Raw genomic sequence first — 25159 nt, 5'->3', positions numbered from 1 at the left:
GGGGCGGATTTTCATGAGTAAACAGCAAATGAAACAATCAATGTCACAAATGGATGTATTATTTCTGGCGATCGGAGCCATGCTCGGCTGGGGCTGGGTCGTTCTTTCAGGAGACTGGATTTCGACGGCTGGTTTTTTAGGAAGCGCCATCGCCTTCATCATCGGCGGAATTCTTGTGATATTGATCGGATTAACATATGCGGAGCTGTCTTCTGCGATCCCCGAAACGGGTGGAGGCATGATTTTCGTCTACAGGGCGTTTGGCCGGAAACCCGCGTTTATCGCGGCTTGGGGTGTGTTGTTTGGATATGTGTCGGTCATTGCGTTTGAGGCGGTCGCCCTGCCGACTGTCATAGATTATGTGCTGCCTGTTGAACACAAAGGTCTGATGTGGACGCTTGGCGGCTGGGATGTCTACTTCACTTGGGCCCTGATTGGTTCCGGAGGAGCGGTCGTTCTGACCGCTCTCAATTACTTCGGCGTCAAGCCGGCTGCCATTTTTCAATCGGTATTTACGATTGCGATCATCGCCACTGGCTTTTTGCTATTGGGCGGCGCTTTGGTCAACGGCGATTATGAAAATATGCAGCCGCTTTTTAAGGACGGGTTTTCCGGGATGATGTCGGTGCTCGTCATGATCCCGTTTTTGTTTGTCGGTTTTGATGTGATTCCGCAGGTTGCCGCTGAAATCAATGCTCCCAAAAAAATCATCGGCAAAATGCTCATCATCTCGATCGTCAGCGCGGTTTTGTTCTACCTATTGATCGTTTTCGGCGTGACGATGGGATTATCCGAAAGCGAGCTTGCTTCGACCTCTTTGGCGACTGCTGATGCGATGGTCAACCTGTTTGGCAGCCAGGTGTTCGGAACGGTGCTGGTCCTTGGAGGGGTTGCGGGGATCATTACGAGCTGGAATGCGTTCATCATTGGGGCGAGCCGCATCTTGTATGCGATGTCTGAAAAAGGGATGGTTCCGAAATGGTTCAGCTACATTCATCCGAAGTATCAAACACCGACACATGCGATTTTGTTTCTCGGGGCGCTGGCATTTTTCGCACCGCTTTTGGGACGGCCGGCCCTCGTGTGGATCGTCAATGCCGGGGGAACCGGCATCATTGTCGGATACCTGATCGTCTCGGCTGCGTTCATGAGACTGAGAAAAACGGAGCCTAACTTAAACAGACCATATAAAATCAATCAGTGGAAAACCACGGGTTTATCTGCTATCCTCTTAAGTGTTATCTTCCTTGCTTTTTATCTGCCGGGCATGCCGGCTGCGCTTTCGTGGCCGTATGAATGGCTGATATTGGCGGGATGGACATTGATCGGCATTGTATTATACAACATCAATTCAAAAGAAAAAGGGGAGGAGATTCAACATGACCAGCATGCTAGAAGTGTTTAACCCGGCAACTGGAGAAAAAATCGAGACCGTTCCCCAACAGTCCGGAAAGGAAGTCGAAGCCGCCATTGAACGCTCGCATGAGGCTTTTCAGCAATGGTCCAAAACATCCGCTTCTGAAAGAGCATCATTGTTGAAAAAGTGGTTTGACTTGATGGTTGAGCGTAAAGAAGAGCTCGCTAAAATGATCACGCTTGAAAACGGAAAGCCTTATCAGGAAGCTTTAGGTGAAGTGATGTATGCGGCGGGCTATATTGAGTGGTATGCGGAGGAAGCGAAGCGCATCTACGGAAGGACGGTTCCTGCATCTGTCACCAATAAGCGGATTATCGTGACCCGGCAGGCTGTCGGTCCGGTTGCGGCGATTACGCCGTGGAATTTCCCGGCGGCGATGATCACCCGCAAAGCTGCGCCTGCACTTGCAGCGGGCTGCACTTTCATCATCAAGCCCGCTCCGGACACCCCGTTAACGGCTCTTGAGCTGGTCCGACTCGGACATGAGGCGGGCATTCCGAAAGATGTCCTCCAATGCGTGATCGGCGATGGCGCGGAGATCGGCAGCATTTTTACGAGTCATCCGCTGATCCGCAAAATCACCTTTACAGGCTCAACGCCTGTCGGCAAGCATTTAATCAAAAACAGCGCCGATACGGTGAAACACGTATCAATGGAGCTTGGAGGCCATGCGCCGCTGATCGTTGACGAGGATGCCAACATCGATCTCGCGGTGAAGCAGGCGATGCTGTCCAAATATAGAAATGCCGGACAAACGTGCGTCTGTGCGAACCGCCTGATTGTGCATGAATCGGTGAAGGACGAATTTGCCGAAAAACTCCGCCGGGAAGTCGCCAAGCTCAAAGTGGGCAACGGACTTGAAGAAGGCGTTTCAGTCGGACCGATCATCAATAAAAAAGGCTTCCAAAAAATCGTCGATCAAATTAATGATGCGGTCGATAAAGGAGCCAAAGTGTTGATCGGAGCCGAATATGAGAGCGATGACGAGAAATCATGCTATTTTGTTCACCCGACAGTGCTGACGGATGTCGATCTATCCATGACTATTATGCATGAGGAGACATTCGGTCCCGTCGCACCGATTATTACTTTCAACACGCTGGATGAGGCGATTCAGATTGCCAATGATACTCCATACGGTTTAGCCGCTTATTTCTTTACGGAAAATTACCGCCGCGGCATCTATTTGTCAGAGCGTCTCGAATACGGGATTCTCGGCTGGAATGACGGAGGCCCGTCCACTGTACAGGCGCCGTTCGGCGGCATGAAGGAAAGCGGAATCGGCCGCGAAGGCGGACAAGAAGGAATTGAGCCGTATTTGGAGACAAAATATCTATCGATCGGTTTGGATGAATAAAAACAGAGCCTGTCCGGCATTTGCCGGGCAGGCTTTTTTAATAAAGAACATGGGCTTTCATGATTCTTTCTCACAGCCGGCGATTTTCCGCTTCTTTTTAGGTGTGTAAGATACATAAAAAATCCCTAGCAATAAAAGCGCGATACCGGCCCATGACACAAGTGGCAGCGATTCTTTGACAAGCACCGTTCCCAGGAGCGAAGCTGTGAGCGGTTCGGCCAAAGACAAGGTGACGGCTGTCGAAGCGGGCACTTTTTCGAGCCCTGTTGTAAAGAGCAGGTAAGCCGCTCCCGTTGCAATGACGCCGATATGAAGGCTTACCGCCATACCCTGAACGGAAAATATCCAGCTGAGATCATATAAAAACAGCAATGGCGCCAGCATAACGGCGCTCAAGGAAAACACGACGCCTGTTACAGCTTCGGGCCGTTGATGCTGAAGAAGCCGTTTGCTTGTCAGCGTGTAAACGGCAAAGGAGCATCCCGCTCCGAGCGCAAGCAAAATGCCGAGAACGTTTCCGGCGGAAGCGGCGGACGGAATGAACAATAAGGAAACACCCGCTATCGCTGCAAACGTCGCAATCCACCATCTGGCCCGGGGGATTTTTTGAAAGATCAGCCATTCGAGGCAGCCGGCGATAATCGGTGCGCTTCCGATCGCGACGACCGTTCCGACGGCAATGCCTGACAAGCTTACGGCTGAAAAAAAGAAGGGCTGATAAAACGCCATGCTTAAAGCTGCGATGACCGCCGTTTTAACAGGCCAGCCCCGCCGTTTCAATTGTCCGCGGACCGCCGCGAAAACCAGCAGAGTAACCCCGCCGACGGCCATTCTGACGGCACCGAATACAACAGGCTCCGCCTCCTTTGGGGCAAATGCCTGCGTCGTCCCCGTCGTTCCCCACAATACCGCGGCCAGCAAGACCAAAAGAACCGATATCTTCATCCCCCGATCTCTCCCTCTCACACAAAAAACTCGAACATTAGAACTCTCTCTATTGTAAAGCATGCCTGAATGATTGGAAATGACGGCTGCAAAAAAGAGGCCAAAGGCCTCTTCTGCATGATTATGATTTTTTTCTGCGCACTGCCATGAGCAGGGCGGCTCCTCCAAGCAGGACGGCAAGGATTGACAAAATCAGAGATGCGGTTTGAATGCCTGAATTGCCCTGGGCTTCAGCCGGTGCCTCTTTTTTTGTCGCACCGTGTTCATCAACCGTTTTGCTGCCGAGTTTGGAAGCATCGACTATGTTTGTGATTGAGTGCGGCGTATCGGCGTTTTCATCACCTGTCCATTCGACAATGCTTCCGTCTTTATAATATTGGTAGGCATCCCATGCGGCTTTCTGTTCTTTGTCGGGGTTTTTCGCCGTGAAGGTAAACTGCTGGAATTCGCCCGGCTTGATGCCTCCGTTCGCAGCTTCCCATGTCACCCTTGTGACGTTTCCATTTTTGGCGGTTTCCGTACTTGTTTTCCAGCCGGGAACCGGTTCATACTGCTGAAATTCAACACCGTCCGGCATGCTGAGGACGACTTTTGTCGTTGCCATATTTTTTTCCACAGGCACTTTGATTGTGTATGTTTCCCACGACCCAGCCGCAGATTCATCCGGCTTTACGGTTACGTGGGCGCTGACAGGCACGGTGATAAGCAGAAGCGCTGCAAAAACGGCGCTTAAAAAAAACATATTTCGTTTCAACATCATCAAGACTCCTTTTTATTGATTTTGGCATTAAAAACCGTTCTGATTTCATCAAATGACGCTGTTAATCCATGAACCCGGATTTTCCAGATGCCTTCTTCGTTCAAATGTAAATTTTTCGTCTGGAAAACGCCCTTTTCTTTTTTAGAAAGGGTGAAAGTGCTTTCCTTGTTATCGCCGAAAATCCCGGTTTTCGAAACCGTCAATTCGATTTTCTGGATATCGGTGATTACGTCTCCATTCCGGTTCCTGACAACCACTTCAAACGTGTTTGAGCCGGGCATGTTCGGACTGATCCTTAAAGAAAGGGTTTCTCCGTCCGCAAGCTGCTTTGTTTCATTAAACGGCTGCGGAAGCGGTGCCGGAGGACTCGGAATGTTGGTGAAAACGGCCGTTGTGACAAGAATGAGCAGTCCGATCGCCCATTCGGCTCTGATCGTGTTCCCGCGCGAGTGTTCCGGTTTTTTTCTGAAGCGGAAATAGTGGAGCGCACCAAATCCAATCATCAGCAGGACGAGTGCTGATTTGATCAGCAGTGCTTTTCCATAATTGGTCTGAAACAGATTATCCATTGTGTGGACAATGAAAAAGCTGTTTAACAGCCCGGAAAATACGAGCAGCCCGGCTGAACCAAGCGCCCATGGAGAAAAGCGCCGAATCGCCTCCCAAATATGGCCTTTATCCGGCTTCAGCCAGTCCCTTCCGAAAAACAGCACAAGCGCTGCAAGCCCACCTGTCCATACAGAAGCCGCCGCCAAATGGATGAAATCCATGGCTGCCGTCATATAGCTGTAGCTCGTCGATGCGGCGTGGCCGGAGAGTGATTTTGCCAGCAAAAGTCCGGCAAAAAAGATGATTTTGAGTATATTTGCCGTCCGTCCGGTTTTTCGCGAACAAACAGCAAGCAAAACAATCAAGCCGATGCTGGCCAGCCAAAGCGCTCCCCCTGTTGTTCGCAGCAGCGTTTCTTTCAAAAGAGCGGGCTGAAAAGCTTCCGCCCAAGAGACGCCCGCGTTTGCTTTGGTCTGAAGCGGGAGCTGGATGACGATGGCCGCGCCGATCATGACAAGGGCGAGCTTTATGATCCGCTGAAGACGGCTGCGCATCCTTTCAGCCCAGCTGTTTTTCGGACGATACCAAACAAGCTGAAAAAGAATCGATCCCATAAAGAGGGAAAAGCCCGTATAAAGCAAGACGCGTTCGATCACCGTATCCGCTTTCGGCAGGTCGGCAGAGGCGCTTCCCTGGTCTTTCGGCAATCCGCCTTGAATGTTTCCGACGCTGAAAGGAATCGTCCCTGAGACCGGATGGCCGTCTGCCGATACGACCCTCCATTCAGCCGTGTAGATATCGTTCTTCAGCTTTTTGTCCAGCTTTGCCGTCAGGATTTTTGCGTTTTTCGGATCGATCTGCGCTTCGCCTGAATCAACCCGTTCCCCGGAAGAGTTTCTGACCGTGATGGAGTGGAACCCTTCCTGAATCGCTTCGTTAAATTCGATCTTGATTTGGACAGGCGCTTTTTTCAATTCCTGGTTTTGGGCAGGTGTTGAATTGACGATATAAGCGTGCGCAAAAGCTGCTTTGGGCATCAGGACGAGACAAAGAACGGCCAGTACCGCCCAGATTGTTGCTTTTTTCATAGCATTCATCCAATCTTTCATGTTTTCAGGCTGCAGCAGTTTTCTTTCATGTTTTTTTGAATTTCATGTGCCGCATCTTCAAAGGAAAAAAGCCTTCCGCCAAATCCCTTTTTAAATTTCTCTGCGTCTGTGACCGAGGCAAATGGGATTGCCTGCGGTCTGCAGCAATTCAGATGAATCTCCGCATCAAGCAGAAAAACGGCCATTTTTGCACTGATCGTCGTGTCGACTAAAAAATCCCTGCAAATGATCTGTGCTGTATCATTCTTGATTTTTTCATAGCGGAGCATTGCGCAGTGGGCGCAGCAAAACTGTTCAATGAGACTGTCAGTTTTGACGATTTGCACGGAAAGTCTCGGATTCAGTCCTTTTCCGCAAACTGAACACATTTGTCCAGGCTGCTGCTTCGGCCGATTCAAGGCGATTCCGCCGGCTGTTTTGATGACCTGTCCGTTATCAATCAGCGGTTTAATATCGCGGTATACCGTCATTTCCGAGACGTTAAGCCTTTTTGAAATATCTGAAATACGAAGCGTTTCCTCTTCTTTGATCCATGATAAAATTTGCTGCCTCCGTTTGATCGGTAACATTCTCCCCCTCCATTCTTTATTCCTATATGTATAAGCCTATTAGATGAAAGGGAAAGAAACAAGCGCGAATATGATAAAAAATGTGAAATAATGTTGAACAGTAACAAATTGAAACATTCGACCAAAAAGTGTACATCGCATTTTCCATTTCAATCGTGAAAGAATCTCGCTGTACACTTTTGCCGGCAAAAGGAATAATCCTATCTGAGTGCTGTTACATCCGGAAAAATTGAGGATATGTTACTTTCGCTCATGAATTCTCCCAGTCTCTGCCGGAGATTACCGTAATGCGCCGAGCCGGGACTGTGGCAGAGCGTATGGTGCATGTTCCGCCCTCTCTTCTGGGAAACACGATCGTCACGTTCTCTCTCCCTCCCCGCATTGTTGACCTGTGAATGAAAATGCGTGTTTCAGTCGTGATCAACCCTTCTACTGTAGCGCTGACAAATGTTCCCACGTATTGTCTGAACCGCCCTTGCCGCTGATCTTCCCACCCCCATTGCGGCTCCGTCTGTTGAACCCCGTAAGGATAAGGATAATAGTAATAATACATCAGACATACTCCTTTCCACATTTAAGACTACGGTCATTCATATTCGTGTACGAACCTGAAAAATTACAAAAAAAGTATATTGGGAGATTAGAGCTAAATCGAGACGAGGACTGATCTTAAAATAATTTGTAAGGAAATGTAACAGGTTTGAACGCTTTAGTGCAGCGATGTGAAATAATAAAATCGGAACTGCAGCAGAGGGGAGGGAGAATATGGGGAAACAAAAGCTGATTCTCATAGGAAACGGCATGGCGGGGGTTCGTACGATAGAAGAAATTTTAAAACATGGCGGGCATGCGTTTGATATTGTCATTATCGGCAGTGAGCCCCATCCAAATTACAATCGCATTTTGTTATCTTCCGTCCTGCAGGGCGAAACGAACTTGAAGGATATTACGCTGAACAGCCGCAAATGGTATGAAGAGCACGGGATTACTCTTTATACGGGGGAAACGGCTGTCAACATTGATACGCATAAACAGACGGTATCAACGGACAAAAACCGTGAATTGGCATATGACAAGCTGATTATCGCCACGGGGTCTTCCCCGTTTATCCTTCCGGTTCCGGGTGCAGACAAAGAAGGGGTATACGGTTTTCGTACGATTGAAGATTGCCGGGCATTCATAGACGCTTCAAAGCGTTTTCATCAAGCGGCCGTCATTGGAGGGGGAATCCTCGGGCTTGAAGCGGCGAGAGGCTTGGTGAATCTTGGAATGGAGGTTGCAGTGATCCATCATTCTTCCCATATCATGCAAAATCAGCTTGATCCGGCCGCATCAGCCATGCTGCAGCGCGAGCTTGAACGGCAGGGCATCCGTTTTCTTTTAGAAAAAGACACAAACGCCGTTTTGGGGAAATCCCGCGCAGAAGGGGTACGTTTCCAAGACGGGACGGAGATGCGGGCTGATCTGATTGTGATGGCTGCCGGTGTCAGGCCGAATATAGAGCTGGCAAAGGGGAGCGGGCTCGCTGTGAACCGGGCCATCATCGTCAACGATCATATGCAGACAAACGTTCCGAATGTTTATGCTGTCGGGGAATGCGCTGAACATAACGGAGTCGTATACGGGCTGATCAAGCCTTTATATGAGCAGGGACGGGTGCTGGCCAAGCACATTTGCGGCTTGGAATGCGGCCGGTACCGGGGCTCTGTTCAATCGGCAACACTGAAAATTGCGGGAGTCGACGTATTTTCAGCAGGGAAAATCAAAGAGGATGATACGACAACAGCCATTCAACTTATAGACGAATCGGCGGGAATTTATAAAAAAGCGATGTTTCAGGCAGATAAAATGGTTGGCGTGATGTTGTACGGAGATATTGCAAACAAGCAAAACCTGCTGGATAGCATTGTCAAACAAAGGGATATCACAGTTGTGAAAAAAGATTTTTTTCAATCGGGCGCAGAAAGCGCGGTCGCTTCGATGCCGCTGGGAGAAACGATCTGCCAATGCAATGCGGTATCAAAAGGAGCGATCATCGAAGCCGTGCAACGCCATCATTTGAAAACGGCCGAGGATGTGAAGCGCTGTACAAAAGCTTCCGGCTCCTGCGGAGGGTGCAGACCGATCATCGAGGAGCTGCTGATCCACACTGCGGAACGAAGCCATCAAGAGCCTGCAGGCGCAAACACGATGTGCCCGTGCACTGTATTAACCGAAGATGAAGTCGTTCAGGAAATCCAGATGAGACAGCTTTCTTCTGTTCAGGACGTCATCTCTGCATTGGGCTGGAACAAAACAAGCGGATGCTCTGTCTGTGTGCCGGCGATCGATTATTATTTAAGGATGATCAGGCCGGACATAAAAGCGGCCACCCCATTTGAGGAAACGGAGCAGGAAGATGGCATGTGCACACTTGTTCCGCAAATGTACGGAGGGCTGACAAATAAAGATGAGCTGAGAAGGATCGCGGATGTCATGGAAAAATACCAAATACCGCAGGCTGTCCTGACGCATGACCAGAGATTGCAGCTTTCGGGAATCAGGCGCGACGAGTTGCAGCATATAAAAGAAGAACTGCATATGCCGGTCTTCCCCCGGAAAAAGCAGGCGATCGCCCCGATCAAAACATGTCCGTGCAGCCATCAGGAATCTGTGCAAGCCGCGGCAGCCGAACTGGAGAAACATACAGACTCCCTGTTAATGCCGGCAAAGATCGATATCGCGATCTCCGCATGCGTGGATGACTGTGCTTTAGCAGCCGTAAGGGACATCGGAATCGTGAAGGCGGTCGGGGGATGGGAGCTGTACGCCGGCGGCCAGGGCGGTCAAAACGCCCGGGCCGGAGAGCTGCTTTCAGTTGCCGGCACACTGGAAGAAGCCGGAGAATATATCAAAGGTTTTCTCCAGTATTATCGGGAAACGGCGAATTACCTCGAACAGGTCGGACAATGGATCGAACGCGCCGGCCTCATTCATGTCAGGGAAGTTTTATTTGATGACGAACTTCGCAGGCAGCTGATGGAGCGGCTTGAGGAAGAAAGCCGGCTGCCAGAGCAAGAAATGATAAAAGGGCTGATGTGATGTGACAGAATTACTGCTGAAATACTTTCGAACAAAGCAAAAAGAGGTGCAATCAGAGAAGACGTATGACACACAATGTCCTTTTTGCAGCATGCAATGCAAAATGCAGCTGATCGAACAAACGGTTGTGACGAGAAAGAAGTATATCGCTGTCGGAAAAGAGAATCCGACGACAAAGGGCCGCTTATGCATGAAAGGCATGAATGCCCATCAGCATGCGCTTCACCAGGAGCGAATCACTCATCCGCTGCTGAAAAAAAACGGCGAATTTGTCCGTGTATCGTGGGAAGAGGCGCTTCAATTCATCAAAGAACAAGTCGTGAGCATCCAGCAGGAAGACGGACATGACGCAGTAGGGGTTTACGGGAGCGCCTCAATCACAAACGAAGAGGCCTATCTGCTAGGAAAATTCGCCCGTGTCGCATTAAAAACGAGGCATATTGACTACAATGGAAGGCTCTGTATGTCGGCTGCGGCGACAGCGGCAAATCAAACGTTTGGAATGGACCGCGGGTTCACGAACGCGCTCAGTGAGGTTCCCCATGCCAGGGTGATCATGCTTGCGGGATCGAATATCGCTGAATGCCAGCCGACCATCATGCCGTATTTTGAAGAGGCAAAGGAAAACGGGGCTTACATTATCGTGATTGATCCGCGTGAAACGGCCACTGCCCGCATCGCCGACCTTCATCTGAAAGTAAAGCCCGGAACAGATGCGGCCCTTGCAAACGGCATGCTGAAAATCATCATCGAAGAGGGGCTGATAGATGAGTCGTTCATCAAACAGAGGACATCCGGCTTTGAAGAAATCGAGCGCTATGTCACAACCTTAAGCCTTGAAGAGATATCCGGCCGGACGGGCGTGCCGATAGAACAGATCAGAAAAGCGGCTGTAAAATTCGCCCGGGAAGAAACGGGGATGCTGTTTACCGCGAGAGGCGTCGAGCAGCAGACAGATGGGACCGCTGCTGTCAGTAATTTACTGAATATTCTAATATCAGTTGGCAAAATCGGAAAATTTGCCTGCGGGTACGGAGCCATCACAGGCCAGGGGAACGGACAGGGAGCGAGAGAACACGGCCAGAAAGCTGATCAGCTGCCGGGGTATCGTTCGATTGAAAATGAAGAAGACCGCGCTTATATTGCGGATGTCTGGGGAATTTCGGCCGAGGAGCTGCCGCGAAAAGGCGTTTCCGCTTATGAGATGATCAAAAAGGTTCATGAAGGAGAGATAACAGGGCTGTTTCTGATGTGCTCAAACCCTGTCGTATCCAATCCGAACGCCAATTTTGTCAAAGCGGCTTTGAAAAAATTGAAGTTCTTTGCAGTGATCGATTTGTTTATATCAGAAACGGCAAGGCTTGCCGACGTCATTTTGCCGGCTTCATCCTATCTTGAAGATGAAGGCACAATGACGAACGTGGAAGGCAGGGTGATGCTGAGGGAAGCGTCAAAACCGTGTCCGGGCGAAGTCAGGCACGATTGGAAAATCATTTGTGATATTGCGGGCGCGCTCGGCAAAGGCCGTTTTTTCTCATATGAGTCTGCCGAGGAGATTTTCAATGAATTAAGGAAAGCGAGCCGCGGGGGAATCGCAGATTATTCCGGGATCACATATGAGCGCCTCAAAAAGGAAGGCGGCATTTTGTGGCCCTGTCCAGAACAGGGGCATCCAGGTACAGCGCGCCTGTTTGAAGCGGAATTCGCCCATCCGGATAAAAAAGCGGACATGTGCGTCGTCCCAAATGAGCCTGCCGTCAAAAAGGACCGGCCGACAGAAGAGTATCCTTTATATTTAACGACGGGAAGAGTGATGCCACACTATTTAACAGGTGTGCAGACAAGAAAGAGCGCAGCGCTCGCGGCCAGACACTTTGAATCTTTTATGGAAATCCATCCGAAAACCGCCGCGACATATAAAATTGAAGACCGTGTTTTGGTCAAAATCGAATCAAAAAGGGGAAGCATTGTCGTCAGAAGCAAATGGACTGAAGCGATCAGGCCGGATACTGTTTTTGTGCCGATGCATTGGGGCGATTCGCAAAATGTGAACAGACTGGTTGCTGAAGATTTGGATCCGACTTGCCAAATGCCCGGTTTTAAGGTGTGTTCCGTCCGTATAAGTCCCTTTTATGACAAAAATGTGAATAAATTGTCATAAAAAGTCATAAAAAGTTTACAAAATTAAATATATTTTGTGATAGTTTTAAAGATGTAGATGAAATACATCTTTTGAGCGATAGTGTGAATTGTTATGAAAAAGGGGAGGATCATAGTGGAAAAAAAGCAGCTCGTTCTTGTTGGGAACGGAATGGCCGGGGTAAGGGCCATTGAAGAAATTCTTAAAGTTTCAAGCGACCAATTTCAAATTACGATTTTCGGAAATGAACCCCATCCGAACTACAACCGGATTCTTCTTTCCAAAGTGTTGCAGGGAGATACGGACATCAAAGACATTACATTAAATGATTGGAACTGGTATGAAGAAAACGGCATTCAGCTTTATACGGGTGAAGAAGTCATCAAAGTCGACCCTGAAAACAAAACCGTGACAACGGATTCGGGCAGGATTCAGCCGTATGATGAACTGATTTTGGCGACAGGTTCTCTCCCTTTTATTCTGCCGTTGCCTGGAGCGGATAAAGAAGGCGTAACGGCTTTCCGGGATATTAAGGATACAGATGTAATGCTTGAGGCTTCCAAAACGTACAAAAAAGCGGCGGTTATCGGCGGCGGTCTGTTGGGACTTGAAGCCGCGCGCGGACTCCTCAATCTGGGAATGGATGTGACCGTGATTCACCTCGCCCCATACTTGATGGAGCGCCAGCTTGATGCGACTGCAGGCCGTCTTTTGCAAAAAGAACTGGAAAAGCAGGGCATGAAGTTTTTACTTGAAAAACAAACGGAAGAAATTTACGGGAACGAACGAGTAGAAGGATTGAAATTTAAAGACGGCTCAACACTGGAAGCGGATTTGGTCGTCATGGCCGTCGGCATCAAGCCGAACGCTCAGCTTGGAAAAGACTGCGGTCTTCCGGTGAACAGAGGTATTATTGTCGATGACTACATGCAGACGAAAAACCCACATATTTACGCTGTCGGCGAATGCGCCGAACATAGAGGAATCGCCTATGGGCTTGTCGCCCCTCTTTACGAACAGGCAAAGGTGCTTGCGAAGAAAATTTGCGGAGCTGAAACCGGACCGTATGAAGGTTCTGTTTTATCGACCCAATTAAAGGTTTCGGGAGTCGAGGTCTTTTCCGCGGGCGATTTTAATGAGGATGATGACGAGGGCAAAAAAGCGATCAAGGTGTTTGATGATCAGGACGGCATCTATAAAAAAGTCGTTCTCCGCGGCAACCAGATAATCGGAGCCGTGCTGTTCGGCGACAGCAGCGACGGCAACAGGCTGTTTTCCATGATTCAAAAAGGGGCGGACGTCACTGAGACTTCCAAAGTTTCAATTCTGCAGCCTTTGAATCAGGAGGAAGGCATGAGCATTACGGCTGCAATGAGCGACGATGAGATCGTTTGCGGATGTAACGGCGTCTCAAAAGGAATGATCGTGCAGGCGATCAAAGAGCAGGGATGTAGATCAACGGATGAAATCAAGGCATGCACCGGTGCGTCACGTTCCTGTGGAGGATGTAAGCCTCTTGTCGCGGAGATTCTTCAGCATACGCTCGGATCGGAATTTGACGCATCCGCGCAAAAAGAAGCAATCTGCGGCTGTACGGATCTTTCAAGAGACGAAGTAGTTGCCGCCATTAAAGAAAAAGGTCTCACCCATACAAGAGAAGTCATGAACGTGCTCGGCTGGAAAACGGAGGAAGGCTGTTCAAAATGCCGCCCTGCGCTTAACTACTATCTCGGCATGATCAATCCGAAAGAATATGAAGATGAAAGGGAATCCCGCTTCGTCAACGAACGGATGCACGCCAACATCCAAAAAGACGGCACATATTCCGTCGTTCCGCGGATGTACGGCGGTGTCACCAATTCCAGCGATTTGCGCCGGATTGCTGATGTTGTCGACAAATACGACATTCCTCTTGTAAAAATGACAGGAGGTCAGCGGATCGATCTGATCGGCGTCAAAAAAGAAGACCTTCCGAGAGTGTGGAAAGACCTTGACATGCCTTCAGGATTTGCCTACGGAAAAACGCTCAGAACAGTTAAAACCTGTGTGGGTGAACAATTCTGCCGCTTTGGTACACAGGATTCCATGGCTCTCGGAATCGAGCTTGAGAAAAAATTCGAAGGCCTTTACGCACCTCATAAAATCAAAATGGCGGTATCCGCATGTCCGCGAAACTGTGCGGAGTCCGGTATTAAGGATGTCGGCATCGTCGGCATTGACGGAGGCTGGGAGATCTATGTCGGCGGAAACGGCGGTACACATCTGCGCGCCGGGGATCTGCTGATGAAAGTCAAAACGACTGAAGAAGTCATGGAAATCACAGGCGCTTATCTTCAATATTACAGGGAAACGGCCAACTATTTAGAGCGTACTTCCGCATGGCTCGAGCGGGTCGGCTTGTCCCACGTTCAATCCGTATTAAATGATGAAGCAAAACGGAAAGAATTAAACGGACGTATGAATGAAGCGCTGTCTATCCACAAAGATCCGTGGAAGGATTTTCTGGAAGATGAAAAGACAACGAAACAATTGTTTGAAAATGTTGTCACATCTTAATATCGGAAACCATTTTGAGGAGGAATTCACATGGTGAACAAAGATTTAACAAAGGTATTCGTCGCGAAAATCAGCGATTTGCCGGATCAGCTGGGAAAGACAGTGGTTATCGATAATAAGGAAATTGCGGTCTTCAAGCTTTCAAACGGCAGCGTCCGCGCGGTTGAAAACCGCTGCCCCCACAAAGGAGGCGTGCTTGCCGAAGGAATGGTGAGCGGAAAATTTGTATTCTGTCCGATGCACGATTGGAAGATCAGTCTTGAAGACGGAAAAGTTCAAGAGCCTGACACCGGCTGCATTCAAACGTATGAAACGGTTGTTGACGGGGAGGACCTGTTTATTGTTTATTGAGGCTCCAGGCAGACACGAAAACATCCGCTGCAGCGGGCTTCATGTCATGCTGATGACGCCGGGCATCGCGGCCAACAAAAGAGCACATGAGAAATTTGACCGCGAGCCTCATTGGATAGCGTTTGCGCGGTCCTCTTCAGTTTTAATTCACTAAAGGAAGAATCGGCAGATGGAAGGATGACGGTTGATGGGGAATGGGAAAGTATTTTTTGTAGGGGCCGGACCTGGAGACTCCGGACTTATTACACTCAGGGGAAAGGCTTTGATCGAGAAAGCCGACGTCATTCTGTATGACAGGCTGGTCAATGCCCGGCTGCTTGAGCATGCGAAAGCATCATGCGAATTCATCTATTGCGGAAAGCTTCCAAACCGGCATTATATGAAACAGGATGAAATCAATGCACACCTGATTGAAAATGGCTTGAAAGGTCTCAATGTCGTCAGGCTGAAAGGCGGGGACCCCAGTGTTTTCGGCAGAGTCGGAGAAGAAGCAGCAGCCATCAGCGAGCACGGTATTCCGTATGAAATGGTGCCGGGCATTACGTCGGGAATCGCGGCGCCCCTTTACGCGGGACTGCCGGTGACTCACCGCGATTTTGCTTCTTCTTTTGCCGTCATCACCGCCCATGATAAAACAGGCAGACCGGATATGGACTGGGAAGGGCTTGCCAGAAGCGTTCAAACCCTCGTTTTTTATATGGGCATCAAAAACCTGGCTTATATATGCGAGCAGCTGATCAAACACGGAAAATCCCCCCTTGTTCCCGTTATGGTTATTCAATGGGGCACATGTGGCAGACAGCGAAGCGTAAAAGCGACGCTGCAGGACATTCATAAAAAAATAACAGAACATCATATTAAAAATCCCGCCATCATCGTGATCGGCGATATCGTGTCCTTCAGGCAGCACAGCTGGTTTGAAGATAAGCCATTAATCGGACTGAACATCCTGGCCGTTCAAAGCGGAGAAGAAGAAAATCTGCCGAAAGAAGAGCTCCGGGAACAGGGCGCGGAAGTCATTGAATGGCCGAAATGGAAACCGCAAAAAACGGTGTCAGATGATGGGCAATTAAGGAATATCGGCCGTTTTGACAGCCTGTTGTTCACCTCAAGGAGAGCGGTTCAAGAGCTTTTCAGCCGTCTGAAGTTCCTGAAGATCGACATCAGAGACATCCGGGGGCAGCTTTATGCGAGTGCACCATCTATTAAAGAAGCGCTTGAGGAGCGGGGATTCGCCGCCTTTTTGCAGACAGACATCCCTGATCCGGGATCATGCCTTGTCATCGGCAGCCGCCGGGCGGTCCAAGACAAACGATATCAGGAATCCGCGACATTCGTGACTCACGATCACATGATCGACAGCCGTTTTACCTCGATGATCAAACGGGAAATCGAAGAATTCCCCATTGATGCCATCATATTTTCAGGAAAGCAATGCATCGATCTTTTTGTGAAAGCGGCGGTTAGCATCGGCATGTCTCCGCAAAAGGCGAAAGACTCCATTCACGCGGTCTGTCTCAGCGGCGAGGCGGAAAAAGCCGCAAAAGACCGCGGGTTTAAGCTTGTTCACGCTCCGGAAGAAACGGTTTCGCTTGAAGCCTGTTTAAAAGACCTAAAAAACAGCGCAGCAAAGGTTTTGTTGCCGAAATAAAATGGCAGGGGATTCCCCTGCTTTTTTGGTTATTTGCCGTATATGGGCGCAATCTTGTCGATCCGGTTTGTCCAAATCCCCCCTGTATAATGATCCGGCAGACGCTGGATGTCTTCAGGCGCGTCAAAGCCGCTTGAAAAATCACCGTCACTGTCTCCTGTAACAATCACCCGCGTATTTGCTCGATCCATCCTGTTCAAAAAACGGTCAGGCCATCCCCACAGCCAAGGCGCAACGTTTTCAGGAATATGCAATTGAGTATGCTTGCACGCTTTCGGCATATATCCCGTCCAGCCGCCGGCGAGATATGGAATGAGGCAGTGTTTCATGGTTTCTTTTGACATGACCCGAAGCTCAGGCAGCTTCTTTTGTAAAGCTGCAACCGGTTCGTCTCCCCCGTACACGGTCAGCTGATCAAGCCGCTTCTGAGGGAGTGCGGCAAGCTTTTTGGCAAGCTGAATCCCCTCGTTTGGGTCATTGCTTTTGATATGAAGGAGAAGGGAGCGGTTCGGAAAATGTGCCAGAACTTCATCAAGCGACGGCATCAGGCCAATGCCCTTGCCGCGGAACGGATATGATTTTCCTTGGTCGGCTGTATAGCCGTAGCCGATATCAAATGTTTTCAGTTCAGCCATTGTATAGTCGTTTGTCGTCCCTGTGCCGTTTGTCCGGCAATCGAGCGTCCAATCATGAAAAACGGCGAAACGTCCGTCTTTTGTCGGTTTGATATCAAGCTCGACGATATCGGCTCCGGCTTTAAAAGCAGCTTCCATTGAAGGCAGTGTATTCTCAAGATAAGCATGTTCAGGCCTGTGGATCCGCCGGGCTGTGCACGTATCATTTGTTACGCCTTCCATGTAAAAGGTCTGCGACAGCCCCCGATGCGCCAAGAGCAGCGGTTTTCCGCCGCGTTCTTTCGTGAGAAAGGATGAATTATTGAAATAGATAAAGGCGATGAATATGAGAAAGATCATAGCGGCCCGCCTTTTCAAGCGTTTTTTTCGTGTGTTCATGATGCCCTCTTGCTTCATTCGCTTTTTTCGCCGAACAGCACCGTTTTTAAATAGCAAAGATCTGCTTCAATATGTCTTCTCATCAATTCTGCCGCTTTTGCTTCGTCTCTTTGCCGCATGCTGCGGTAAATGCCCTGATGCTGGCTGATGATCTCAAAGCAGCGTTCACGTTTTTCAATATTTTTGCTTCGGTAAAAAAAAGTCAGTGACCGCAAATCATGCAGCTGCTTTTGCAGACGTCTGTTTTGGCTGGCTTCAATAATCAAATCGTGAAACCTTGTATTTAAATGGAGCAAAGCCTGAGCTGATTGGCAGCTGTTTTGCTCAAATTCCCGGTTTGCTTCGCGCAGTGTCCTTTCTATGAGCTCGAGCGTTTCCTTTTTGGCAGACTGGGTTGCCAAAGACACGGCAAGAGATTCAAGCGCTTGCCGGCACTGATAAATGTCTTCCAAATCTTTCAGCGTTGGCTCGTAAACTGTAATTTTGGATTTCTCATCAATCAAAAGCAGTCCTTCCTGTTCAAGCGTCCGAATGGCTTCCCTTACAGGGCTGCGGCTCACTTGCAGTTCTTTGGCGATTTTAGATTCATAGATCCGTTCGCCCGGCTGATACCTTCCTTTTATAATCATATCTTTTAAATAGCGGTGAACCTGATCATGGTAAGAGACGGGACGCTGGATTGAAAAAGTCACGATGAACACCTCTTTCATTTTTACTGTCAAAGGGCCGGCAAACCGAACAGCAATCGGTATGACAACACTCCTTAATCTACCATAAAATTGACCATTTTGTGACAAAAAAGATTGACTGCTACCAACGGTCAGCTATAATAAAATTATAACCTGTCGACAGTCGGCAGTTTTTCTATTTGACTACTATTGTAAGCGCTTTAACGACAGAGGGGAAGGGGATGTTGATGAAAACTAGCGTTGCGTCCGCATGGGGGGCGCTTTGGAAGTCTCACCGGGAGGCCAAAAGGCTGCTGTTGTTCACCATGCCTATGAAGGCGGGAAAAGAGGCCGGATTGAATATAACGACCGATCAGATCATGAAAGAAGACATGCCGCCGGGCTATAAAACGCCGCAGAAAATCGGCCTGCTGCTCGGGCCCGCATTGTTTTTCGCCGTTATTCTGTTCTTTTTCCCGGAAGGTTTGAGCCATGAAGGGAGAATGGTATTGGCCACCACCTTATGGGTGGCTGCTTGGTGGATCACTGAAGCCGTTCCGATTCCCGCGGCATCCTTGCTGCCGATCGTGCTGCTTCCGCTGACAGGAGCTCTGGAGGGATCTGTTGTCACGGCAAGCTATGGCGATCCGATTGTGTTTTTATTTTTGGGAGGATTTTTGATTGCGCTTGCGATGGAGCGATGGAATCTTCATAAACGCATTGCGCTTCACATCATTTCTGTTGTCGGGACCAGCACATCAAGAATCGTCCTTGGGTTTATGGCTGCGACGGGCTTTTTGTCCATGTGGGTGTCAAACACCGCTGCGGTGATGATGATGCTGCCGATTGGAACTGCCATCATTTATCAAGTCTCAGATGTAATGAAAGCCGAACGAAAGGATTTGGCGGCAGAAAAAGAAAAATTCTCAAAGGCGCTCATTTTCGGCATCGGTTACGCGGGGACGATCGGCGGTCTCGGGACATTGATCGGTACGCCGCCGAATCTCATTTTGGCCGCCAGCTTTAAAACGCTGTACGGAGTTGAGATCTCCTTTGGCGGATGGATGGCTTTTGCCGTTCCGGTCGTCGTCATTCTGCTTTTGGCTGTCTGGCTGTACTTGACAAAAGTCGCTCATCCGATTCAGATGAAACAGCTTCCGGGCGGGAAGGAACTGATTCAAGCAGAAAAAAGAAAGCTTGGAAAAATCAGTTTTGAAGAATCGATGGTGCTCCTCATTTTCAGCTTTGCCGCGTTTATGTGGGTAACGAGAACATTTCTGTGGGACGGAAAAATACCGGGTATTGATGATACGATGATTGCGATTTTTGCCGCTTCATTGCTTTTCCTGATCCCATCGCTGAATAAAGGCGGCCGGATTTTGGACTGGAATGTGTCAAAAGATTTGCCGTGGGGCATTCTGCTGCTGTTCGGAGGCGGCCTCGCGCTGGCGGCCGGATTTAAAGAAACGGGATTGGCGGAATGGATCGGCGGAAGGCTGACCGTATTAGACGGGTTTCATTTCGTTGTCATCGTCATCGTATCAACAGCATTGGTGCTATTCTTGACTGAAATTACGTCAAATACGGCAACGGCTACAATGATTCTGCCGGTGCTGGCATCGCTTGCGCTGGCCCTCAATGTGCATCCGTTTGCGCTGATGGTGCCTGCCGCAATGGCGGCGAACTGCGCGTTTATGCTTCCTGTGGGAACACCGCCGAATGCGATTATTTTCGCCTCGGGAAAACTTAAAATCAGCGAAATGGTCAAAACAGGCTTTGTTATTAACATCTTTACATTAATCTTAATCATCGGAGCCGTATTCTATATTCTCCCGCATCTTTGGGGAGTGGACCTGACCGTTTTTCCTGATCAGCTCAAGCCATAAAAAAATTGCCGGGCACATGATGCCCGGCTTTTTTAATGCTTGTCCTTTCCTTTTTGAAAAGATGAGTAAAAATCGATTTTCGCATCGATCTTTTCTAAGTGGCGCTGCAGTTTGCCCGCCGGCCCTGGTTTTTTATTACTTCCAGAATTGCCACCACTTTTTTTCGCGAGCTGCAGCAATCATTTTTTGAGTTTCTTATTCGCGGAGAGAATTCATCAGCGTTTCTTCCCTTTCCCGCTGCCGTGTTCGAAACGTTCAATACGCTCTAATATTTTTTGATTGAATTCTTCTGGTCGATACAGATGCGCTATATGTTCAGCGGCTTTTTTAAGGGGGTGGCCGTCCGGTTTGTTCATGCTGTAGAGGTTCTCGATAGCGGATAAATCATTCTTGCTTAAGAGGCGCCATCCCTTGGTATCGCGTTCGAAAGAATAGCCGTGAGACTCAAGCAGCTTTGAATACTTTCGGACTGTAACGGCCTCTATTCGGGTTTCCCCGAGTGTTGAACGGAGTGAATGTCGCAAAACAGGTGTTTCAAGAGCGGGGCAAAGACCGCTCTGCCGGATAAAAAGGGGAGCCGTTCTGTTTCATACAGAACGGTCAGCTTTCAGGCATTTGATAATTCAGCAGCCATTTGACCCCATATTTGTCGGTCACATTGGCATGAAGAGCGCCCCAAAACGTTTTTTGCAGTTCCAGAGCCGCATGTCCGCCGCTTTTCAGCATATCATATACCCGGCGGATTTCATCCTCGCTTTCACACTCCAATGTGATGCTGACATGGTCTCCTTTTTCAACCTGTCCAAAAACGTCAGAAAAATGGATGATGCTGTCTCCGAGATGAAGCTCGGCATGCAGATATTTTCCTTCGTGCCCCTTGAACATTTCGACGCCGTCAGCAAGCTGGACATTTCGAATGTCTCCGCCCAATGCTTCTTGATAAAATGCGACCGCTTCTTGACAGCCGTCGATAAAAAGATAAGGATTTGCGCTTTTCAATTCGGATTCCTCCTTTTTTTCTTAGTATACCTAAGATAAGAGAAGTGATCACGTACGGGTTGCGGTATAATAAGAATAAAAAGGATGAAGACTGTGAAGATGAATGCACTGCCGCACCAATACCCATTTTTATTGGTAGACCGCGTTGTCGAAAATGAACCGGGAAAATCGGCGCAAGGGTATAAATTGATATCGGAAAACGACTGGTTTATAACGGAAACCCAAAAGGATATGCCGTTTTCCCTTATCATCGAAGCACTGGCGCAAATCGCGGCGTTTACCGCCATGGGGGATCGCACTGAGCTCGGATTTCTTTCTTCTGTCAAAAAGGCTGAATCCAGCGGACAGGCGCTTCCTGGGGACAAGCTTGATCTTTATTTTGAAGTGACGCGCTATAAACGGGGATTTTTATTTGGGAAAGGACAGGCGTCTGTAAACGGCAGAAAAATTGCGGAAGCCGAACTGGGGATTTTTATAGAAAGCGGAAAATAACAGGAAAAGGCCGCCCGGCATTGCCGGCGGCCTTATGCCGTTTTTCGTTATTTCTTCACGCAAATCTTGACATTGTTGCCGGAAGGGACAACCTTTGCAAAATCCTGTGTATCGACGACAGGTGTGACCGCCTTTTGATCGATTGTGATATTGGTAAAAGAGGCAGAAAAATCGGCTTTGATGGAAGATCGCTGGCTCTCAGACGACACCGCTGCGGTGGCAAGCGTTTTCCATTTTAAAAGAGTGCCGACGTTCGTTCCTTGAATTTCCATGATGATTCGTCCGGTGTAGCCCTCATTGTTCGTTCCCCAGAAGGTGGCGCGGGTATTGCCGTTCATGTTTTTATAGATCGTCATTTGCACCGTGCTCCCAGGACGGAAGCCTTTATGATTCGTGAATTGGTCTTTTCCCTCGATATACGTTTCCTCATTTTTTGCACCGACCTTCATGAGCGGCTTCCAGACTTTGTACAGGGTGCTGTATTGAAGACCGATATCTGACTCTGTTCCATTTTTCGCGCGGAACCCGGAATAAATATAAGCGGTAGCGTTATTGATTTGTATGGTATCGGGAAGCTTAATTTTTGCCGTGAAAACAGAGCCTGTACTGTTCAGGTAGGCGCGCCCGCCGATGCCATTAGGAAGCTGGGAAGCCGCTTTTGCGACGTGAGTGTCTGCTCCTGGAAGACCCGGTATCCCCGCAGAAAATGCTGCGAAAAGCATCGCTATACCAACTGCACTTGCCATCAACCATTTTTTCAACAAAATTCCCCCTGTTCATCGTAGTATCAATTTTAATTATACCTTTTTTTGGAATTCCTTTTGTGGAAATAAATCGACAAAATGTGATGTCGGATTCAGACCAATTTTGTAAATATGAAGTACCATCATTTGTGCTCAATCGACAATCAAAACATTCAGGTTTTATTATAAGATGATCCTTGAGGAACAGCTTGTTTTTTTGTTTTTAGTAGATAAATAGCCTGAAAACAGTAGTGGTAACAGGTAAAAACATCATGATGACTTGATAAAATAAGACATTCCTCTGTTCATTAAAAAATCCATCATAAGTCATTTATCCCAGAAAAAACGTTTCGGCTGGATAAGCTGAAAATGATATAAAAAACACTGCTGATGTAAGCAACGAACGATACTGCGATCTAAATCCCCTTTCACCTAATGACTGCAAAAAAGCAGGTTCAAGGGCTATAAAAGCCATTTTTTTCGTCAATAATCTACAATATACGAAAAAATATGAATATTTTGTCACATTGTGAATAATAGAACTATTTTGTTATATTTTAATCACCGAAAGGGGGTCATATTAAGAATAAATTTCGAAATATTATTAATATTTGGAATCTTGCGTATCGATTATGGTAAATGTCATGTTTTAAAAAAGGACTATTGGAGTGAGATGTTGATGCGAAAGGGCTTTATTCCTAGGTCTTGCAAAATGCAGATCAAAAAAAGTTTCATGCTATTAGCGGTCTTTTTATTAGTCGTCAGCAATCTGCTGACCGTTTTACCTCAGCAGATCCATGCTGAGGATAATACCGGGGTAACCCCGGCGGCAGTAGATGCTTGCCCGGCACCGGTTGCACTGATTAACGGCAGCTTTGAACAAGGTCCTGCCAAGGGATCTGCCGGTGCACCTTACTTTTTCCTGGAATCCGAGGTTCCAGGGTGGAAGACAACCGATAATGCTTCACCTACAGGCCAGAAAGTAATTGAGATATGGAATCATCGGCAGGATTACCCCGCCGGAGTGAAAAATTATCCGGCTCCTCCTGATGGAAATAGATGGGCGGAACTAAACGCTTATGAAAATGGCATGTTGTATCAAGATGTCAAGACAACGCCTGGACAGACCATCTACTGGCGCTTATCGCACATGGGGCGCGGAGGGGTTGATACCATGCAGCTCCGCATTGGTGCAGCAACGGCTAACCCTTACGATACCGTGGTGCAAAGAAAAATGTCTGATGGAAACACCAAATGGGGAACTTATACGGGGGCTTATACGGTTCCAGCAGGGCAAACAACAACAAGATTCGGTTTTGAGGCTGTTAGCGTAGCCAGCGGAAGCATAGGAGCCGGCAACTTTTTGGACGATATCTTCCTTGGTACAGAGCCGTGCGTAACTGCGAATAAAACGGTTTCTCCACAGGGAGAGGTGCATGCCGGCGATGAGCTGACATATTCGGTTCAAGTCAAAAACGAAGGCGGAGATATCGCCTCAAATGCGAACTTCTCAGATCTGATCCCGGAAGGAACGGAATATGTCCCTGGATCATTAAAATTGATCAACGGTTCGACCACAAAAAATCTAACGGATGCGGCCGATAATGATGAAGGCCATTTTGACGGTAAAAAGGTCAACGCCAAGCTCGGCAATTTGCCAAATACAACCCAATTGCCTAATGGAGTCACCGTACAATTTAAGGTGAAGACGAAGACGGATTATGCCGTTACAAAAGTCAACAATAAGGCGCAAATTAACTACAATAATTTGTTGACGAACAAAAATGAACAAACGGAATCAAATGAAGTGACGACGCCGATCATCTTTAATGAGCCTAAGCTGGAATCAAAGAAAACGGCATCCATTCAACAAAAAGCGGCTGGGAACACCGATGCGGATCATCCGGAAGTGGGAGATACGCTTCTGTACACGATTCAAACACGAAACACGCTTGAAGACAGTCAAGTGAAAAATCTTGTCATTTCAGATGCCATTCCAGAAGGATTGGAATATGTCCCGGGCACACTGAAAGTGGACGGCACTGCGGTGAGCGATGCCAAAGACGGCGATAAGGGACATTATGCCGACGGCAAAGCGGCAGGCCAATTTGGGAATGTCAATGATACCGAATGGCACACCGTGACATTCGAAGCGAAGGTAAAGTCCGGCCAATCCGGTAAAGATATCGTCAACACCGCAAACGTGACAGGTGACAATATTGACAAACCAGATAAGCCGAATCACGAGGTCAAAGTCTATCCGCGAAATCCGGAGCTGGAGTCAAAGAAAACGGCGTCCATTCAGGAAAAAGCTGATGGAAATACAGACGCAGACCACCCTGAAGTCGGGGACACGCTCCTGTACACGATTCAGACCCGAAATATTTCTGAAGACAGTCTGGTGAAAAACCTTACCATCTCTGACGCGATTCCGGAAGGATTGGAATACGTCCCGGGCACATTGAAAGTGGACGGCACTGCGGTAACTGATGCCAAGGATGATGACAAGGGCTATTACGCCGACGGCAAACTGGATGGTCAATTCGGCGATATCACCGACATGGAATGGCATAATGTGACATTTGAAGTGAAGGTTCTGCCTGGACAGGCAGGGAAAGATATTGTCAATACGGCAAACGTCGGCGGTGACAATGTTGACAAGCCTAATAAACCAAACCATGAGGTCAAAGTATATCCGCGGGATCCTGTGTTAGAGTCAGAGAAAACGGCGAAGAACCTTGATGCGGACAAGGAAAAATTTGAAGTGGGAGACACGGTAGTCTACACGATCAAGACCAGAAATAAAATTACGGAGAGCACGATAGAGGATCTGACCATTTCCGATAAACTTCCAGCCGGCCTGACGTATGTCG

General features: G+C 48.4%; 20 protein-coding genes and 1 pseudogene. 11 read left to right on the top strand and 10 right to left on the bottom strand.

Translation table 11 applies throughout. The annotated features are described in order from the left end of the window. Window positions 1–13 precede the first annotated feature (13 nt). Together BTR1S_RS14840 and gabD are read left to right on the top strand one after the other, a co-directional pair. On the top strand, window positions 14–1405 hold the full coding sequence (locus BTR1S_RS14840) for an APC family permease (protein ID WP_006638696.1): 1392 nt from the start codon (window positions 14–16) through the stop codon (window positions 1403–1405). Next, a complete protein-coding gene (gene gabD, locus BTR1S_RS14835) occupies window positions 1380–2774 on the top strand; it encodes a succinate-semialdehyde dehydrogenase (protein ID WP_006638697.1) in 1395 nt (464 codons plus the stop codon). Before BTR1S_RS14840 ends, gabD begins: the two co-directional genes overlap by 26 nt. 57 nt (window positions 2775–2831) lie before the next feature. Here gabD and BTR1S_RS14830 read toward each other — a convergent pair whose 3' ends face one another. The 5 genes from BTR1S_RS14830 to BTR1S_RS14810 form a co-directional block, all read right to left on the bottom strand. Then, window positions 2832–3719: an EamA family transporter gene (locus BTR1S_RS14830; RefSeq protein WP_006638698.1), complete on the bottom strand. Its 888-nt coding sequence runs from the start codon at window positions 3717–3719 to the stop codon at window positions 2832–2834. Between the two features lie 121 nt (window positions 3720–3840). Continuing rightward, a complete protein-coding gene (locus BTR1S_RS14825; protein WP_006638699.1) occupies window positions 3841–4476 on the bottom strand; it encodes a YcnI family copper-binding membrane protein in 636 nt (211 codons plus the stop codon). Between the two features lie 2 nt (window positions 4477–4478). Then, a complete protein-coding gene (locus BTR1S_RS14820) occupies window positions 4479–6125 on the bottom strand; it encodes a copper resistance CopC/CopD family protein (protein ID WP_034326185.1) in 1647 nt (548 codons plus the stop codon). A gap of 8 nt (window positions 6126–6133) precedes the next feature. Beyond that, window positions 6134–6706, bottom strand: coding sequence for a DeoR family transcriptional regulator (locus BTR1S_RS14815; protein ID WP_029418945.1), 573 nt, complete (start codon window positions 6704–6706; stop codon window positions 6134–6136). A 250-nt stretch (window positions 6707–6956) separates the two neighbouring features. Continuing rightward, window positions 6957–7259, bottom strand: coding sequence for a hypothetical protein (locus BTR1S_RS14810; RefSeq protein WP_029418946.1), 303 nt, complete (start codon window positions 7257–7259; stop codon window positions 6957–6959). 212 nt (window positions 7260–7471) lie between these two features. Between BTR1S_RS14810 and nirB (BTR1S_RS14805) the strand changes: the two genes are divergently transcribed. The 6 genes from nirB (BTR1S_RS14805) to cobA all read left to right on the top strand — a co-directional run bounded on the left by nirB (BTR1S_RS14805) (window position 7472) and on the right by cobA (window position 16485). Then, window positions 7472–9787, top strand: a complete 2316-nt coding sequence (gene nirB / locus BTR1S_RS14805) for a nitrite reductase large subunit NirB (RefSeq protein ID WP_006638703.1) — start codon at window positions 7472–7474, stop codon at window positions 9785–9787. A gap of 1 nt (window position 9788) precedes the next feature. Beyond that, window positions 9789–11948, top strand: coding sequence for an assimilatory nitrate reductase catalytic subunit NasC (nasC, locus tag BTR1S_RS14800; RefSeq protein ID WP_029418947.1), 2160 nt, complete (start codon window positions 9789–9791; stop codon window positions 11946–11948). A gap of 114 nt (window positions 11949–12062) precedes the next feature. Continuing rightward, window positions 12063–14483, top strand: coding sequence for a nitrite reductase large subunit NirB (gene nirB, locus BTR1S_RS14795; RefSeq protein ID WP_006638705.1), 2421 nt, complete (start codon window positions 12063–12065; stop codon window positions 14481–14483). 30 nt (window positions 14484–14513) lie between these two features. Further along, window positions 14514–14834 (top strand): nitrite reductase small subunit NirD, encoded by a 321-nt coding sequence (gene nirD / locus BTR1S_RS14790; RefSeq protein ID WP_006638707.1) that lies wholly within the window; start codon window positions 14514–14516, stop codon window positions 14832–14834. Further along, entirely contained in the window at window positions 14824–14988 is a 165-nt protein-coding gene (locus BTR1S_RS22585; RefSeq protein WP_155910130.1) for a hypothetical protein, read from the top strand. Before nirD ends, BTR1S_RS22585 begins: the two co-directional genes overlap by 11 nt. Window positions 14989–15021: 33 nt before the next feature. Continuing rightward, window positions 15022–16485, top strand: coding sequence for a uroporphyrinogen-III C-methyltransferase (gene cobA / locus BTR1S_RS14785; RefSeq protein WP_029418948.1), 1464 nt, complete (start codon window positions 15022–15024; stop codon window positions 16483–16485). A 29-nt stretch (window positions 16486–16514) separates the two neighbouring features. On the opposite strand, the gene BTR1S_RS14780 is transcribed toward cobA, so the two are convergent. Continuing rightward, window positions 16515–17498 carry a glycerophosphodiester phosphodiesterase family protein gene (locus BTR1S_RS14780; RefSeq protein WP_029418949.1) on the bottom strand — a complete coding sequence of 328 codons (984 nt, stop codon included), beginning with the start codon at window positions 17496–17498 and terminating at the stop codon, window positions 16515–16517. 14 nt (window positions 17499–17512) lie between these two features. Further along, complete coding sequence (locus tag BTR1S_RS14775) at window positions 17513–18190, bottom strand: GntR family transcriptional regulator (RefSeq protein WP_029418950.1); 678 nt, start codon at window positions 18188–18190, stop codon at window positions 17513–17515. Between the two features lie 224 nt (window positions 18191–18414). Between BTR1S_RS14775 and BTR1S_RS14770 the strand changes: the two genes are divergently transcribed. After that, entirely contained in the window at window positions 18415–20052 is a 1638-nt protein-coding gene (locus tag BTR1S_RS14770; protein WP_006638711.1) for an SLC13 family permease, read from the top strand. 135 nt (window positions 20053–20187) lie between these two features. Here BTR1S_RS14770 and BTR1S_RS23630 read toward each other — a convergent pair. Together BTR1S_RS23630 and BTR1S_RS14765 are read right to left on the bottom strand one after the other, a co-directional pair. After that, window positions 20188–20247 (bottom strand): annotated as a pseudogene (locus BTR1S_RS23630) (DUF3967 domain-containing protein); the annotation flags it as partial. A 405-nt stretch (window positions 20248–20652) separates the two neighbouring features. Then, on the bottom strand, window positions 20653–21051 hold the full coding sequence (locus tag BTR1S_RS14765) for a VOC family protein (RefSeq protein WP_006638712.1): 399 nt from the start codon (window positions 21049–21051) through the stop codon (window positions 20653–20655). A 99-nt stretch (window positions 21052–21150) separates the two neighbouring features. Between BTR1S_RS14765 and BTR1S_RS14760 the strand changes: the two genes are divergently transcribed. Further along, window positions 21151–21543 carry a 3-hydroxyacyl-ACP dehydratase FabZ family protein gene (locus BTR1S_RS14760; protein WP_006638713.1) on the top strand — a complete coding sequence of 131 codons (393 nt, stop codon included), beginning with the start codon at window positions 21151–21153 and terminating at the stop codon, window positions 21541–21543. 47 nt (window positions 21544–21590) lie between these two features. Here the strand turns inward: BTR1S_RS14760 and BTR1S_RS14755 are convergent, their stop codons facing one another. Beyond that, complete coding sequence (locus BTR1S_RS14755; RefSeq protein ID WP_141231099.1) at window positions 21591–22307, bottom strand: YrpD family protein; 717 nt, start codon at window positions 22305–22307, stop codon at window positions 21591–21593. A 691-nt stretch (window positions 22308–22998) separates the two neighbouring features. Between BTR1S_RS14755 and BTR1S_RS14750 the strand changes: the two genes are divergently transcribed. After that, window positions 22999–25159: isopeptide-forming domain-containing fimbrial protein (locus BTR1S_RS14750; RefSeq protein WP_169802097.1), on the top strand; the 2161-nt coding region annotated here is incomplete at its 3' end.

It is taken from the genome of Bacillus sonorensis NBRC 101234 = KCTC 13918, from assembly GCF_001592005.1.
In the GTDB taxonomy this organism is placed as follows: Bacteria; Bacillota; Bacilli; order Bacillales; family Bacillaceae; genus Bacillus; species Bacillus sonorensis.
This window is presented reverse-complemented; position numbering and strand designations above follow the sequence as displayed.